The sequence below is a fragment of the Providencia sp. PROV208 genome (genome assembly GCF_028479465.1).
Taxonomy (GTDB): domain Bacteria; phylum Pseudomonadota; class Gammaproteobacteria; order Enterobacterales; family Enterobacteriaceae; genus Providencia; species Providencia alcalifaciens.
Genome location: NZ_JAMPNS010000018.1, coordinates 57,676 through 73,336, shown reverse-complemented (window position 1 = coordinate 73,336; position 15,661 = coordinate 57,676). Strand labels below are relative to the sequence as shown.

Here is a 15,661-nt window from a genome sequence, read left to right as displayed (position 1 = left end):
AATGAGAAAGAATAAGATACAGATTAATTAGCGAACGATAAAGCAAAGAGGAATGATTGACAGGAAACGACATACTTTTAAGATGTATGAGATTGCTGAGTAGTTCACTGTGCTCATCCATCGCCTCAAGGGTAACTATAACATTTTCATTGTTTAGTGTGCATATGATATCCCTTTGCACTTTTGCGGTAGAATAATTTCACCATTGTTTTCCTTTTTGCATAATGATGAACAATTTGAGTCAATAGGTGATTGAGATGAATATTGGTAGTGGGATTAGCTTGACAGGGAATGTTCCAGGAACTAATGATGAATCGAGTACAAATCGGATTCAATCTGTGTGGACATCCTTATCTGAAGAGGAGTTACTTGATCAATTAAAGAACCACTTCCCATTAGCTTTAGCCATTAAAAATATAACAACTAGCAGTCAGTCCGTTAGCCTTCTTTCTACTGCAGAGATAGTAGCAGTGAAACTTTATTCAGGAGAGGCGTATAAACCACTGAATCGTAAATTAAGGTCAGGGCAAACTATGACGTCTGCGGAACAATTACTTGATATTGCTTTATCAAAAGCGCTGGCAAAATCCTCATTGAATATTTTGACAAAAACCTATAGAGGCTCACAAGTAACAGATGCATTGGGTTCGATTGCTGAGGGCAAAGTTGGGCAGGATCCAGCTTATTTATCTACCTCACGAGATCCCAATATCGCACGTGAATTTGCAGAAGAGAATAAATATTCTCTTTGGAGCGTCATATTTGGGTGTTCAGGTTTTGATATGGTACCTGTGAACAAAGATACAATTGAAGCTGAAGTTCTGTATCCCAAAAACACGGCAATGCGTTTATTGCTGCGTCATACGGTTCAAAAACGAGAGTACCGAGTGTTAGAAGAAGCCTCGGTATCAGAAGGCTGCGGGCATATCCCTCTTTTAGTTGATGCACTAGATTTAGCAAATCAATCCCGTTAAATCAATATTACTTTTTAGTGTGGACGACTGTCGGTCTGGTATCAGCAAGAGTTTGAGAAAGAAATGGGGTGGGCTTGCCTTACATACAAAATGACTCTTGTAAAATTACACTTCTTAATATCCTCTATGAGCCCCCTAAAGAAAAAATTAGCGTGATACGTTGATGCATATAAATTGACTAATGTACTCATATAACAATTACGACAATTTTGCTGTGGATGCTTGCTCCTCTTTGCTTCAAGCATTTAGTGAGAGCCAGAAATAAGAAAGCCCCGATATAGTTATTTATTACCATAATCCAGATTGCCATTCTTTACTTAGTACTAGAAATTGTGTACCTCTAATAAATAAAGTGTCAAGGAAACCCTAAATCTTTGAGCTGTTCAGTCTCGGAAGTGAAACAAAACAAATCATGTTGGTGCACAATATCATTGCAACAGGCACGTCAATCATTCGATGTTTAACCAAAGTAAATAAGTCACTCAACATCCCCCCGTTGAAAATGTTTTTGTTTCAGCGTGGTTTGTAAATAGATTCTCCGATTGGACGTTTAGAGCCGCCTTATCCTCTCTACGCCAGTTTAAGAGCTACTACGTCAGCAAACAGAATGTACCGAACCAATGATTTTTTCTTAAATCAAAATGAGGATATGAAGTTGTTATCATATTGTTCGTTATTGTTTAGCCCATTTTTGAACGGTGTTTTAACGTGTCAGTCACATTGAATTTGTAATTAAATCATCCGCTTAACTGTCGCCCTTAGCATAATCGTGATCCGGTATGTTACACGGTGGCTTATGGAAGCAAGACAATATTTGATTTAGGGAAAATCGAATGGTGGTACTTTTGAGAGGAGATTCGGTTTGTGCTGGGTATTGACCACCACAGATTTACGACGAGAATAAATTACCTGCGATGGATTTTTTCAATTTTTTTCTGAGTCAGTTGTTTTCAGGTCTATGTTTACATTCCATATAATGCGGACTTCCAGATTATGTTTCTTCTCAATGTATTAATACCAGATTATCACGAAATTTCACCGAAATCACCCGCCCGTAGGGCTGTAGACGGCAAAAGCTGTTTCAGAGAATACCATTAGGTGAGGGCCGTCGAGACCCGCGCTAGCGGTGGCGGACGGATAAATACCCCAATCCCTCCCCCGCCCTGGTTAAGCCTAGAGGAATTAAAACAATTGTATAGTTTTTTGTCCCTTTGAAAAACGCAGTGAGACGGGCGAGAGGCGTAGCCTCGATGAACGGCTGTAGCTGCGCGTTAAGGTGACCGAAGGTCAGCTTTACGGGGGCAATCGCACGGTCTTTTCACCTTCTTCTGAGCGACCGCCATTTATGGCGTGTAAGCGAAGGCTTTATTGTTTTTATCTCTTTAGAGTGGCGGCTTGAAAAAGCAGAGCCGCAACTCCTTATTTATAAGGTCGTTTAGTTCAGAACCTAAGAACGAATTTAACGCTAAAACGCCAATACGATTCGAAGTTAATTGATGAGAATAAAATCATTCGAAGTTAATAGTCTAAATAAAGAACGAACATGTTCGTCCCCCCCCCTCGCAGCAAAGAACGGAGGGACTGGGATAAGCATTTTTCGCTAAAAAAACAGGCTATCCAAGTTTAGGGCAAACGAAACTACCGCCAGTCAAGGCGGTTATTTAAAATAACAGGATTAAGAGTCAGGCAGGTGCTCAAGGTAATGCAAATAGAGTGCTTGCCCTTGAACACTTGGATACAAGGTTTTCATTTTACGCTCAAAGGCCATTACAACCGCTAATGGCTGAGTCGCCTTCCAGGCTTCAAAACGACGCCATGCCGCCCGCTCTGAACTTTCAGGTACGCGCAAGCTTTGGGCTAACGCTTTCTTTTCCTTCAAAGCCTTGACTAAATGTTTCTTCTCTTGTTTTAGCGTCTCATCCTCCCCAATCACTAATGTTTTCAGATTGTTGAGCAGTTTTCGAAGTTTATGTTTATCATCCAGCGATGCCACATTCGCTCGAGCGAGACGTAACACATGTTGTGCATAGCGCTTTTGGTAGCTTTCTTTTAAGCCACGTTTTTCCATCCAACGGCTGAAACTGGTCACAACATCACGCAATTCCTGTTTCGAAAAACCTAGCCCATGAAAAAACTCAGGGCGTATCCAGATACGCATCGCTTTGTATTGTTTCGCTTCAACATCAAAATCGCGGTCAATGATAATCAGATTGGCGTGTTCCCAATCACGCAGCGCATGCAATATGGGATCGTAACTTTTACGACCACTTTCATAGCGGTACAGTTGACCACACAGCTCAGCCAACTTTTCCACCGAGCACATCACTTCAAAGAGGGTGTCACTTTCCGGGTTATAATCCGCATACGCAATCATCGCCATCGCGAGAGTATCAAAAGTTTCTCGACGCTCTGAACGCACGGAGATCCTCTGCTTTCGGGCGTAACGCAGTTGGTAAATATACGGGTTTCGGTTCCAATCGTGACATTTTAACGCCGCAGCAAAGCGACGCACAGGCACCAATTTCGGTAATTGACCTAAAAATTTTGGTACATAATGACGATGAACTTTTCTTGGAAAACAAGATGTTGTGGGTAAGGTTTCAGCATTAGCCATAAGGTTCCGTACTTATGTTGTACGGAAGGAGTTGAATTTTTTTACACATAATTCTATACTCCCTGATAGGAACTCAACAATATCCTAACAGAATTGCCAGTTACCCCCCTGTTTATCTTTCGCATCCGCCAAGATTAGAAAAGATAGCAGGGGGTTTTGCATTTCCAGAGATAAAATAATTCATCTCTAGCCCCAGATGTATCATGCTATTCACATGTTTTCATAAAAACTTGTCAGAATTTCATTAATTTTAGAATCAAGTAGCTCTTGTAACTCTTTAGGGACGCGATTAAATTCATAACTAAACCCTCGCCCTTTCATTCGTTTTCTCGCATATGTGTTTTTATCTTCAAAAGCCCATAGCGGACTGACTGTTGCAAGGTTGTGTTGATTTTTGGCACTCAAATTATCAGTAATATCTTTTAGTGCATATAAAATTTCTTTTTTTAGCTCATCAGAGGCTATCTGATTAGTGCTAATTAGGTGAGCAACATGCTCATTGACATATTCGAATATGTCATTTCTGAGTAAATTGTGGGTTTGAATGATCTGCTCGATGTTTAATAGTAACTTATAATCACTGTAATTCAATTCTGCTTGAACGGGGAACAATGCAACCAGATCATCCGGCGCGGAAGCCGCCTGTATTGCTCGCGTTACTTTTGATTCTGATAGATTTTCAATTTTTGCGATATCTTTTTGAGAATAGCCTTTTTCTCGTAATTGTAATAAACGTAAACCGACTTCTCTTAAATTATGTTCTTTCGCAGTTTGAATATCCGCCGCTAATTGTCTTGCATCCTCACTGCTAATTTCGGATTCAGTAACAAGGATCATGAGTCCAACATGACAAATTAGCGCAGCAGCTCTTCGTCTCGAACCATCTAATATTTCAATTTTTCCATTTGCTCTGAAACCGATAACCGGGAAAAATTGCTGTAATTTAATTGTGCGAGTGATATCAATTAATGATTCCGGCGTCAATGCACGTTGATCTCGACCGTTAACAGCAAATCGAACAAATGTTTTTTCTTCTATCTCATCTGCAGCAATGTGTTCCAAATGGAAAACAGCAGACTTTCCTGATTTAAGAATAAATCGCTGAGTATGCTCTTGGTTATTTGCTAAATGAGAAAATGAAGTCGCACTTAACGTTCTGCCAATTGTTTTTCTTTTAGCTTGCATAATAACCTCGATTTATTCGAAGAAACTCTACACGATCAAAGACCGCTTTTGCGAAATCTTCCGCTGCGCTTTTAGCATTTTTTAAAGCCTCAGCACTTCCTATATACGTTGCAGGATTTGCAGAAATCACGGTATCAAATGATTCTCCACAACGTTCAAATCCATCCAAGCGAGGCAATGCAACATCGAGCATATCACCACCAAAAATTTCCTTCGCTAAACTATGACATAGTTTGTGATCTGTTTTACTTGCAAGTTTAGACATAAACCCAATATTACTAATCAATTTAACATTCTCGCCTGTAGACTGGATTAAGTCGATAAGCTCAGGTAAACGCGTTAAATATTTCAGCGTAGAATGAAAATCAACTTGTGCAGGAGGTACTGGCGTCATTAAAATATCAGCTGCAGCAATCGCATTCGATAAAAATGCATCTAAATGAGGTCCACTATCAATAAAAATAAAATCATAGTCATGCTTAATTTTATTGATAATGTTATCGCGAAGAACCGTATAGAAATTATGATTGGGTAAATATTCCGCACATAAAATTTCCCACTGTGAAGCAATAAAGGCATCTTCAATCGATGCAGGTATGACATCAACACCTTGAACCACAGACGGTAAGATAAACTCACTAAGCAACTCGTCTCGAGTCACATTTTGAAGCATAGCCTGAGCGGCCGTTGTTTCAACAGAGCCAATGGACTGCATATGGTCTAAAAACATCGTTGCTGATGCTTGAGGATCGAGATCGATAACAAGGATCCTTAAATCTTCAAATATAAGATGCGGATGTGTTCTCAATGCATGCGCAAGAGATACCGTACTTACCGTTTTCGATACCCCCCCCTTTAAATTACCAATAAAAAAAGTAAACGCTTCGGAATATCGGTCTCGATATTTTGGGATCCCACGATGGTGATAAATATCAACAATATTTTGGATAGTCATCGCATATTTCGATGATGTCCCCGCCTGTCTTTTTTCAAACTCATAGCCAAGCGCCTCCATCTCATTCACCGCATAATCGACGCTGGCACGAGTCAATTTTGGTAATTTAGCGACTGCCGCTTTGGAGAATACTTGATAATATGTCGTTTCATTCAACTCTTCTTTTTGAGATTGGATCTGAGTAGTTAAAGACTGCAGTAATTTTATAGAACGGCCAGCAATTTTATTAAATTGATTATTTTGCTTAATCACCTAGAGTTCCTTTTTATGCAGCATTTTAGATTTAACCTAATATTCCTACATACTGAACGCCTTGTAAACATTATTTATGAAAAATTTATTCACCACCGCACAAAAACAACATACATAGTTGATTTTTAAGGAGAAATAAGATCGTTCACCTTGGGTTTCACGTTGAAATCACCAATATTTAAGAATGAAATAATCATCAGTCAATTGAAAGATTAAATGTTTTCTTTTCGATTATTCTACCTTAAAAAACAATAGGCAAATAATTATATTAATATCTATTGATGAATAAGAAGTCACGCAGAGAAAGGCATTTCATGACGAGAATAAATATATTTTTTTATTTTAACAGGTAGGTTATCTCTTTTCAGGAAACCTAAAGTAAAAAAAAATGGTTCTAAAAAAATTGACATACTGTAATATTGAGACTAGCCACCGCACATCTCGATGAATCATTCGCTCCCCTCTCCTCCCCTCCGTTTAACAAAATTAATTTTTGTTGTCACTAAAAAATAAATTCAGATAAAAATGGAATATAGGCATCCTTGTCACAAAATAGGCGCGTAATAGTAATACTCCCAAAAACCGGATAAACGCTGAGAAGAATATGATCAGGTCACAGGAGGACCGAGAGAAGATAGAAGATAGAAGATAGAAGATAGAAGATAGAAGATAGAAGACAGTTAAACTAAAAACGGACACATGACATCAGTAATTTCACCATTTAATAAATTCAGTAACCAACTGAATTAAAAGAGGTTAATGATTAAACATGGATTAATTTCAACTTGAAATCACCATCATGATAAACACTTAACGTCTTCTTGATCTTATCTACCTAAATGAAATATCAAAATGCAGCATTGCATCCAAGGTGAAAATTTTGGTGTAAACATCCGTTGAGCTGGATTTTTTATGCCCCAAATACGCCTGAATAACTTTAAGGGGGACCCCATTAAAAATAAGGTGCATAGCAAAACTGTGTCGAAAGGTTTTGCACGTGATCGGCTCAACAACATACGAAATCCCCTTGGCTTCCGCCTGCTCAACCGCAGCGCGCAACCAATTACGAACCGTATTATCACTTTGGATCGGCCAAATCTGGCTTTGGTTTTTTAACCTCATCGTCGCAAAATAGCTTTTCATTAACTGCACATAGTCGGGATCAAACAAAGCCACCACGCGTTTAGCTCGTGGTTTGACTTTATTTTTTGTAATGATATTTTTGGGTTCACGTTGTTTTAACGTACGTAACACCACAAATGGCGTGTCCTCATCAAGATAAAAATCCCCTTTCGTCAATGCCAATGCTTCATGAATGCGCGCTCCCGTATTCCATAAAGTCTCAATTAACGTACGCTGATGCAGATCCGGAATAAATTGCAACAGTTGATTGATTTCTGGTGCCAATAAATATTTAGGGCAATCGAGCTCTGCCGCAATCGCCAAATTTCGTAATTGCCGCGCACGCTCTAAATGCCCCTTTTGTAAAAGGGCTTGAGATTGGCGCTGCAAAATTGATTTACCACTTTCAGGACTGACAGGAAAAAAAGCAGACATAATACATCACCTTAATAATCACCACTCTAATAATTACAATTAATATTATCACCCATTAAAACCAAATGAGACGCGGTAACAAAAGATCGCGCACTCGCGCCTGACGCTCATCAGATCCTTTCATCTTTTGGGCCGATTTTTGCCTCTGCTGAATTTAGGTATTATTGTCTTTTTTCCCTTAAACCGCAATAAGTTACACAACATGGAAAATATCGCCCATTCAAATAAACAAGATATAGTGAAGATCCTTACAACGATTACACTAAATAAGGGAAAATATGCGAAACACGTTATTTGCGGAGAATGACGGTAAAGCGCAATAATAAAAAATACGAATAATTGATTAAAAAATAGACTTCACAGGACTTATTAAGAGAGGATATCTAACCACCTCTAATGTATTTCATTAAATAATGGCAAAAATGGCTTAAAATCGATTATAGGAAGATTTAGCTATGTAAGACTTCTTTTGAAGAAATTGAGGTGTTAACTTGTGAACAGCCTGATTGTAGTCGAAGAAAAAGACCGGTTGAGATGATTGACAGGAAAAACATGAAAGAACGATTGATATCGCTACCGAGGATTTACCGCCGAAGTAAAAATCGCAATCAATGGCTTAAGATCAAGATAAACACCCGCAATATTTGCATCTATCCAGTGCTGTTGAGAAATGGCAGACCACTTTATGTCATAGCCTAAACAAAAAGCATTTCTTCAAAAAAGAAACGTAATGTCCGCCCATTTCTTTCTCGAAAAGGATGAAGTAGATTAAGCTCACAAAATAAATGGGCTAAATCTTTAATTAAATCAGCAAGATTTGAATGGCATTCTAAATTTGGGATGGTATTAAAAAGCTTTATTGCTTCAGGTTCAATTCTTGAAAAAGTACAAAAACGGGTATTACCCTTTGAAATATCGATATCCCTAACCTTACCTGCCCACGCATATAGGTCTTGAAAGAGATAAAAATGCAAAAACTTTAAATGAGAAAAATCGAATTGTGAAAGGAGCGATAGTTCACTTTGATATGAAAGGAATCGCGCAGTTGTAAAAGCAATTTCAGCTTCTTCAAGAAGCTCTATATCTTGTATATTTAGAACATTGATAAGAATATCTGTGCCAAGATAACAATAGGAATCCTGGCCTATGCCATATTTATCGCGCATATTTGCGTTTTAGCTCTGAAATGGAAAGTTTTTTTTCCTTATTTTTCAAAACAATACCTTCATATGAAAGGCTCACTCGATAGTTTTCCAAAGACGTAGAAAACTTAGCTTTAGTCACAAATGTCGTCGTTCTCATCGCTCACCTCTTCAAAATATTCCTTAGAATTATAAGATAAAGTAAGTATAACATAAAATAGTCATCGCTTTATCTCTAACCCTAGAAAATCTTTCGCCCTATATTTTTCATTAAGAATAATTATAGATAATTTAATTTCTATTTTTTCTATATTTATTCATTTTCAAATAAATCATTTTTCTTGCATCATAACTTATTAATATTGTAATTATTTTTGAAAATAAATAAAAGAGTACTAAAGATAAAAATGCACTGATAAAACCAAAAAACCATCTTTGTTTTTTTATTAAATTATTAATGTAATCTATAGAAGCCTTATCATTAAAAGCATCAAAAACTAAATCTACTGATTTTTTTGAAAACCTCACTGAAAATTCATCTTTATCACATTGTTCTTTGGTAATGTGCCAATCCTTAGCATCATTTTTGATAAAATTATATTCTACCGCCTCATGGCTATTAAACCAAAAGCACCCAGTGTCATCAAACTTGATCAACCCAGCTGGTTTTACTGCTATTGTAGTGCTCGTAGAAAAAAACGCTATTATAATTAATAGAAAAAATATACTGAATGGGATCAGAATGTGTATTTTTTTACCTTTAGATATTCAATAGAAAAACAAAACCTTAGCTTTGAAATAACTTTAAAGTCTAATTCATATATTTTAACCCACGATTCAAATTTATATTTTTGCCTTTTCGATATTGCATTCATATTATAATCATAATTGAATTTTTCAACTTCTTTTATATCAGATAATAAATCATCATTACTTTCAACGTTATGTCCAGTCCAAAATCTAAAAAATCTATCTGATATCGAAAAACCTGATTTTGCTTTGTTTTTTATAAACCAAATAGAACAGTTGCCCGCCTATGGCGGGAGCTAAGACTCTGTCACAGTAGCACTTTATTCAAACAACTTCACTCGCTATAATCCCTCAATGCACATACCACGACCCGCAAAACTTCTCTTTCAGATTGATGATGGCTGGGATCAATTACTCATTAAAAACGGTCATGCCGTTCCCGAGTGGACTAAGCTCGTCATCGAACGGATGCTCGCTTGCGGGACAGGGGCTATGGGCGTTCACCGTTATTGTTGCGCTTCGCCTGCCTGCTCTCATACAAAATATTTCTGCCAAAGCTGCAAAAGTAAAGGATGTAGTGCCTGTGGCATGAAGGCCACAGAACAATGGATTGCCGAGCAACAACACATTCTCCCCGACTGTGAATGGCAACATATTACCTTCACCATGCCCGACAAACTCTGGCCGGCTTTTACCAACAACTGGCCACTACTCAACCAACTTTTCGCCTGCGCCGCCAATACCCTGTTGAAATGGGCAAAAAAACTCGGTATCGAAATCGGCTTGTTTGTCGCCCTTCATACTTACGGTCGTCAACTCAACCAACATCCTCACATTCATTTATCGGTGACTCGCGGGGGACTCTGCCTCAAACACGGCATCTGGCGCCCCATTTTCTTCAAAAAGAAAATCGTTGAGCGTTACTGGCGTCAGGCCATCATTACCTTATTACGGGAAAACTACGCAACATTGAATTTACCAATGACTGGCTTCGAGCACATCCGTGATTACCGCGAATGGTGCCAATTTATTGAAGCTCAGTACCAGCGACGCTGGAAAATTCACTTCGCTAAAAAAAACTCGAAACCCCCGCCAAAACGTCAATTATCTTGGCCGTTACCTGAAACGACCGCCGATAGCCGCTTCAAAATTACGTCATTACACCGGGGGGCGGTCGTTCATCATTATTTTGACCACCGAACTGGGCGCCATCGCACACAACGACTGAGTCAGGAAGAGATGCTATGGCGTTATATCAGTCATATCCAGTCTCGCCATTTTAAAATGGTCCGATATTACGGCTTTCTGGCCTATCGAAAGCGGGGGGCTTTATTACCGAAAGTGTATGAAGCGCAGGGGATGATAGTGAAAGCTAAGCCACAAAAACCGGGCTTTGCATCACTGATGAAGCAATTTACGAATGTGGATCCATACCAATGTGTGTTGTGTGGGAGCCGAATGGTTTTTAATTGTGCAGAGGCGGGGCTTCGAGCCGAAGCGTTATTAGACATGCGTCGTCAACAATTTAAAACTGAGCGATGGTTACAACAAGCGGCATAGGGATGTTCCGCTTAAAATTCAGTTAATCGTATACTAAACATCCAAATAATGAAAATACAGGGAATAACTTATCGATAAAATAGATGATCTGTCATCTGCATAGCGGGCAATGGTTAGGCAAAAGTGACATTCAGTCTCCTAACCATGAACGTGCGGCTGAAGAACTAGGCGTGAGCGTGCGAAGTTACAAACGTTATGAAAAAGCGCAAAACATCGCTAAACTCATTGAGCTAGCGACGTTTGCGTTAAGCACAAAAATGACAAAGGAAATAGGGTGAGACTACTGCAGGGAAATGAGCTCTTCGCGGCTTAAACCGGTACTCTCAATGATAAGATCAAGGCTAACACCGTTCTTGAGCAAGTTACGCGCCATATCCAGTTGACGCTGATGTGCAAGCAGTCGTTCTTCTTCTCTACCTTTCTCGATACCAAGCTCAATGCCTTGCTGCAGGCCTTCTTGACGGCCTTTATCTTGTAAGCGTTGTGCTATATTCACAATAACCTCCTGATGCTTATCTGCCTGTTCACTCAATTGCTGGACAATATGTTCAAAGTTGGGGGAGTCCAGTGCAATGAACAGATAATTGAGGATAGTGACGATGTCGTTATCATCATTATACTGTTGATTGAGCGCTTGTGCCAATAGGGGGATAACCTTATCAAATTCATCCCGCAAATATTTGTGCTTCATCGCCAGCTCCATCACGGCCACTTTACGATGATTGACCAACTCATTATCATCAATCACCGTCACATCAACCAACGGGAAAGGTTGGGTATACAATTCATTGGCCATATCTGGTAACGGAAAGCAATCGGTCCACAATTGAGAATAGGGGTAGGGTGAACGACCACCATGATAAAACAGCACCGGCACTACTAACGGTAACGTTTTATGCCCTTGCTGAAGATGTTGGTTCATGGCTAAGAAAGCATAGTGCATAAGTCTCCAGGCCATTAGTTTATCGGGCGTCGACTGGTGCTCGACGAGAAGGTAAATATACCCTTCACCTTCGGTGGTTTGCACCGAATAGAGCACATCGGATAATCGAGATCGCAGCTGTTTGTCTATAAACGAGGAATTTGTGAGTGCCAGCGTACTGAAATCGCATAACGCTTTAATATGCTCAGGCAGATGAATGTCAAAAAAATCTTTTGCGCTGTCAACCTGCGTCATAAACCCTTTAAAAGCCGCATCATGTGCCGTCGGCGTGTGCTTAGGTTTCATTATTCTATCACTCACTCCTCACTAAAGACTGTACATCATAACGCAGAATCGATTTTCAGTCCGTTTTTCGACGCTCAATGTTCACGTTAAGCCCAATTTGCCTTTTCGCCCATACATTTAATGAATTTAATCATACGATTTCAATGAATTAGTAAGTTCATGGACGATAAATAATAAATCACATTCCTTTTCGTCCAGGTCATCATGTCAATCAAATCACGTAAAATGTTAACCTTATTCACCAAACGGTCAGGTGATTCAACAAAATTGACACTTATTCATGTCTAAGTGATAAACCATTCAGCAGACTGGCTTTACATTTCATTCCATAATCGGGGAGCTGGCGATTGCATGATAATCAGTGTCACGGTTAATAAAATAAAACAAAAGACCAACGTGTTTAGATATTTATCCGACCCGCCATGAAGACGTGAATGCAGATACACAAATAACATCAAGCAAAACACAATAACTTGCGTCGTCATCAAAATAATAAACACACTTAACTCCTCTGACGGATGTACATTATCGGAGCTAACATTCATTTTCTACCGAGATAGCAACAACGTATAGTGTGGTAAATTTTCATCGAACTGGCCGCAAAGATGGTGTTGTTTGATGACCTCGCTAAATTGTTCTTTATCACCCAGCACCCAAAAATTCACCGAGTTAACCTGTTTTCCATCATCACTAAACCCTGCGGTTAAGGCAGTCTGAGTGACATAGAAGGTGGTGGTTCCGGTTAGCATCGGTTTTTTCGTGATCAGTTTTTGCCAACGGTCATCACTGAGTACTACACTATTCCACCCTAAATCTTTGAGCAGCTCAGTCGCGTAGGTTAAGCGAAATAAATCACTTTGGCAGGCAATATCACAACAACACGAACGCCACAGATATTCTAACCGCGATTTCAGTTTTGAGGTCATTAACCGTTGTTGACCAAGGTTGATAAGCCATTCAAAATCATGGACGACACAGCGATGAAACCGTTTTTGTTTCAGGGCTGTTTGTAGCCAACGAAGCAGAAAAAGATTTTCAGATTGGGCGTTTCGAGCCGCTTTTCCATCCCATTGGGCCAGTTTAAGCGCGACTAAAGCGGCAAAGGCTAATTTACCCAGCCAACGATTCTTTTCTTCAACGGTAATCGGGGAATTAGAAGTCTTGGTCATACGATTCGTGATTGTTGTTTAGCCAGTTTTTGAATACGTTTCAACGTATCGGCGACATCCAACTCGGTGACAGTGCCATTCGGTTGACCGTCTTTATCATAACGTGCCGCGCCAGGCATAATCGTGGTGCGGTATTTCACACTGTGGCTAATGGTCGCAAGGCTGCGTTTCAGCTTTTTAGTTGAAATCGGCAACTCACGAGCTTTTTTATCCGCAAATAAGGCTTCACGTGTGCCAACCGCCATCGGTCGAAGTTGTCCATTGGGAAAAAGCTGTGGCCAATAGGCTGAGAGATTCGAAATAGCTTCCTCTAAAGGGAGATGTTTTTTTGGCGGCGTCGGCGGGATCACTTTTTTTTCTAACCGGATGACAACCGCTTTCTGTTTTTTCGCCGGCGGAGGGGGCACTTTTTTAGACGGTTGCGGTTGCACTGTTTTGGCGGGTTTATGGGGTTTACGCTGTGTATTGACCACGACCTGTTTACGGCGACGTTGAATAACCAGTTCAGTACTTTCCGACTCTTTTTCTATCGTCGGACGTTTTAACGTCAGTGTTTTGCGTTCCATTTCAACCTCACACCAAAATCGCTTTTATCATCAATGTATTACTAGCAGATTATCATGAAATTTCACCAAAATCACCCAGCCCGAAGGGCTGTAGACGGCAAATAGAGTGACAGAGAACAGATTAAGGTCAGGGCCGTCGAGACCCGCGTTAGCGGTTACGCACTGTTTAATGCCCCAATCCGCCCCTCGTCCTGGTTGAGCCAATTAAAATTAACACCGTTATTTTGTTTATTTGACCCTTTGGAAAACGCAGTGAGACGGGCGAGAGGCGTAGCCTCGATGAACGGCTGTAGCTGCGCGTTAAGGTGGCCATAGGCCAGCTTTACGGGGGCAATGGCACTATGCTGACACCATTATCTGAGCGACCGCCATGTATGGCGTGTAAGCGAAGGCTTTATTGGGTTTGTCTCTTTAGAGTGTGCGGCTTGAAAAAGCAGAGCCGCAACTCCTTTTATTTAAAAGGACGTTTAGTTCAGAATCTAAAAACGAATTTAACGATAAAACACCAAACTGATTCGAAGTTAATTGCAGAGAATAAATGCATTCGAAGTTAATAGGGTAAATATCACACAAAAATAGTCGAGCTATCATCGTTGAGATGAATGCAGAGATTGAATCAACGAATTTTCTGTTCAAAAAACAAGCTCTACAGATTTGGGGCGAACGAGACCACCGCCAGTCAAGGCGGTAAATTTAAAGGGGTGAATTAGGAGTCCGGCAGGTGTTCCAAGTAATGCAGATAGATAGCCTGCCCTTGAATACTTGGATACAAGGCTTTCATTTTCCGCTCAAAGGCCATGACCGCCGCAATAGGCTGCGTCACCTTCCATGATTCGAAACGACGCCATGCAGCATGTTCGGCGCTTTCTGGCGCTTCCAAACTTTTGGCTAACGCTTTCTTTTCCTTTAGGGCTTTGGCTAAATGTTTCTTCTCTTGTTTGAGCGCTTCATCTTTCCCAACCACGAGCGTTTTGAGCTTGTTGAGCAGGTTGCGAAGTTTATGCTTAGTGTCGAGTGACGCCACGTTCGCGCGGGCAAGCCGCAAAACATGTTGGGCGTAGCGTTTTTGGTAGCTCTCTTTTAATCCCTGTTTTTCCATCCAGCGGCTAAAGCTGGATACGACTTCGCGCAGTTCCGATGCAGAAAACCCGAGTCCATGGAAAAACTCCGGACGAATCCAAATGCGCATCGCTTTGTATTGTTTGGCCTCGATATCAAAATCGCGGTCAATCACAATGAGGTTAGCGTGTTCCCAGTCACGCAGCGCATGCAATATCGGATCGTAACTTTTACGACCACTGTCATAGCGATACAGTTGACCGCACAATTCCGCTAACTTCTCCACGGAGCACATCACTTCAAACAGCGCGTCGCTTTCAGGGTTATAATCGGCATAGGCAATCATGGCCATCGCTAACGCGTCAAAGGTTTCCCGACGCTCTGAACGCACGGATATCCGCTGCTTTCGACTATAACGCAGTTGGTAAATATGGGGGTTTCGGTTCCAGTCGTGGCATTTTAACGCGGCTGCAAAGCGACGCACCGGCACTAATTTCGGTAATTGCCCTAAAAATTTGGGTGCATAATGCCGATGAATTTTACCGACGGAACAAGGGACTGCCGAATTTGAGGTAGCATTATTCATGTTTCTCCGCACTTATGTTGTACGGAAGGAGTTGAATTTTGTTGCGCATAATTCTATACTCCCC

Annotated in this window: 14 protein-coding genes; 3 read left to right on the top strand and 11 right to left on the bottom strand. The window is 40.4% G+C overall.

Features of this window, described 5'->3' with window-relative positions; all coding sequences use genetic code 11:
* Positions 1–257: 257 nt before the first annotated feature.
* Complete coding sequence (locus PR766_RS14885) at positions 258–974, top strand: ADP-ribosyltransferase (RefSeq protein ID WP_036954285.1); 717 nt, start codon at positions 258–260, stop codon at positions 972–974.
* Positions 975–2,649: 1,675 nt separating this feature from the next.
* Here PR766_RS14885 and PR766_RS14880 read toward each other — a convergent pair.
* The 7 genes from PR766_RS14880 to PR766_RS18475 form a co-directional block, all read right to left on the bottom strand.
* Entirely contained in the window at positions 2,650–3,588 is a 939-nt protein-coding gene (locus PR766_RS14880; RefSeq protein WP_051422734.1) for a RepA family replication protein, read from the bottom strand.
* 210 nt (positions 3,589–3,798) lie between these two features.
* On the bottom strand, positions 3,799–4,773 hold the full coding sequence (locus PR766_RS14875; protein WP_036954288.1) for a ParB family protein: 975 nt from the start codon (positions 4,771–4,773) through the stop codon (positions 3,799–3,801).
* Positions 4,763–5,977 carry an AAA family ATPase gene (locus PR766_RS14870; protein ID WP_222859990.1) on the bottom strand — a complete coding sequence of 405 codons (1,215 nt, stop codon included), beginning with the start codon at positions 5,975–5,977 and terminating at the stop codon, positions 4,763–4,765. The genes PR766_RS14875 and PR766_RS14870 overlap by 11 nt, the downstream gene beginning before the upstream one ends.
* A gap of 834 nt (positions 5,978–6,811) precedes the next feature.
* Positions 6,812–7,537 (bottom strand): tyrosine-type recombinase/integrase, encoded by a 726-nt coding sequence (locus PR766_RS14865; protein WP_051420265.1) that lies wholly within the window; start codon positions 7,535–7,537, stop codon positions 6,812–6,814.
* A 695-nt stretch (positions 7,538–8,232) separates the two neighbouring features.
* Positions 8,233–8,703, bottom strand: coding sequence for a Fic/DOC family protein (locus PR766_RS14860; RefSeq protein ID WP_222859987.1), 471 nt, complete (start codon positions 8,701–8,703; stop codon positions 8,233–8,235).
* Between the two features lie 267 nt (positions 8,704–8,970).
* Positions 8,971–9,405 (bottom strand): DUF6216 family protein, encoded by a 435-nt coding sequence (locus tag PR766_RS14855; RefSeq protein ID WP_329818652.1) that lies wholly within the window; start codon positions 9,403–9,405, stop codon positions 8,971–8,973.
* Positions 9,406–9,416: 11 nt separating this feature from the next.
* Positions 9,417–9,689, bottom strand: a complete 273-nt coding sequence (locus PR766_RS18475; RefSeq protein ID WP_410431371.1) for a DUF6216 family protein — start codon at positions 9,687–9,689, stop codon at positions 9,417–9,419.
* Positions 9,690–9,783: 94 nt separating this feature from the next.
* Here PR766_RS18475 and PR766_RS14850 point away from each other — a divergent pair, with 94 nt between their 5' ends.
* Positions 9,784–10,989, top strand: a complete 1,206-nt coding sequence (locus PR766_RS14850) for an IS91 family transposase (RefSeq protein WP_230086699.1) — start codon at positions 9,784–9,786, stop codon at positions 10,987–10,989.
* An 83-nt stretch (positions 10,990–11,072) separates the two neighbouring features.
* On the top strand, positions 11,073–11,267 hold the full coding sequence (locus PR766_RS14845; protein ID WP_036954300.1) for a hypothetical protein: 195 nt from the start codon (positions 11,073–11,075) through the stop codon (positions 11,265–11,267).
* A gap of 2 nt (positions 11,268–11,269) precedes the next feature.
* Here PR766_RS14845 and PR766_RS14840 read toward each other — a convergent pair whose 3' ends face one another.
* The 4 genes from PR766_RS14840 to PR766_RS14825 form a co-directional block, all read right to left on the bottom strand.
* A complete protein-coding gene (locus tag PR766_RS14840) occupies positions 11,270–12,217 on the bottom strand; it encodes an Rpn family recombination-promoting nuclease/putative transposase (RefSeq protein ID WP_036954304.1) in 948 nt (315 codons plus the stop codon).
* A 548-nt stretch (positions 12,218–12,765) separates the two neighbouring features.
* Positions 12,766–13,386, bottom strand: coding sequence for a DUF2913 family protein (locus PR766_RS14835; protein ID WP_051422736.1), 621 nt, complete (start codon positions 13,384–13,386; stop codon positions 12,766–12,768).
* On the bottom strand, positions 13,383–13,952 hold the full coding sequence (locus PR766_RS14830; RefSeq protein ID WP_051422737.1) for a ProQ/FINO family protein: 570 nt from the start codon (positions 13,950–13,952) through the stop codon (positions 13,383–13,385). The genes PR766_RS14835 and PR766_RS14830 overlap by 4 nt, the downstream gene beginning before the upstream one ends.
* 706 nt (positions 13,953–14,658) lie before the next feature.
* Positions 14,659–15,597, bottom strand: coding sequence for a RepA family replication protein (locus tag PR766_RS14825; protein WP_051422739.1), 939 nt, complete (start codon positions 15,595–15,597; stop codon positions 14,659–14,661).
* Between the last annotated feature and the right edge of the window lie 64 nt (positions 15,598–15,661).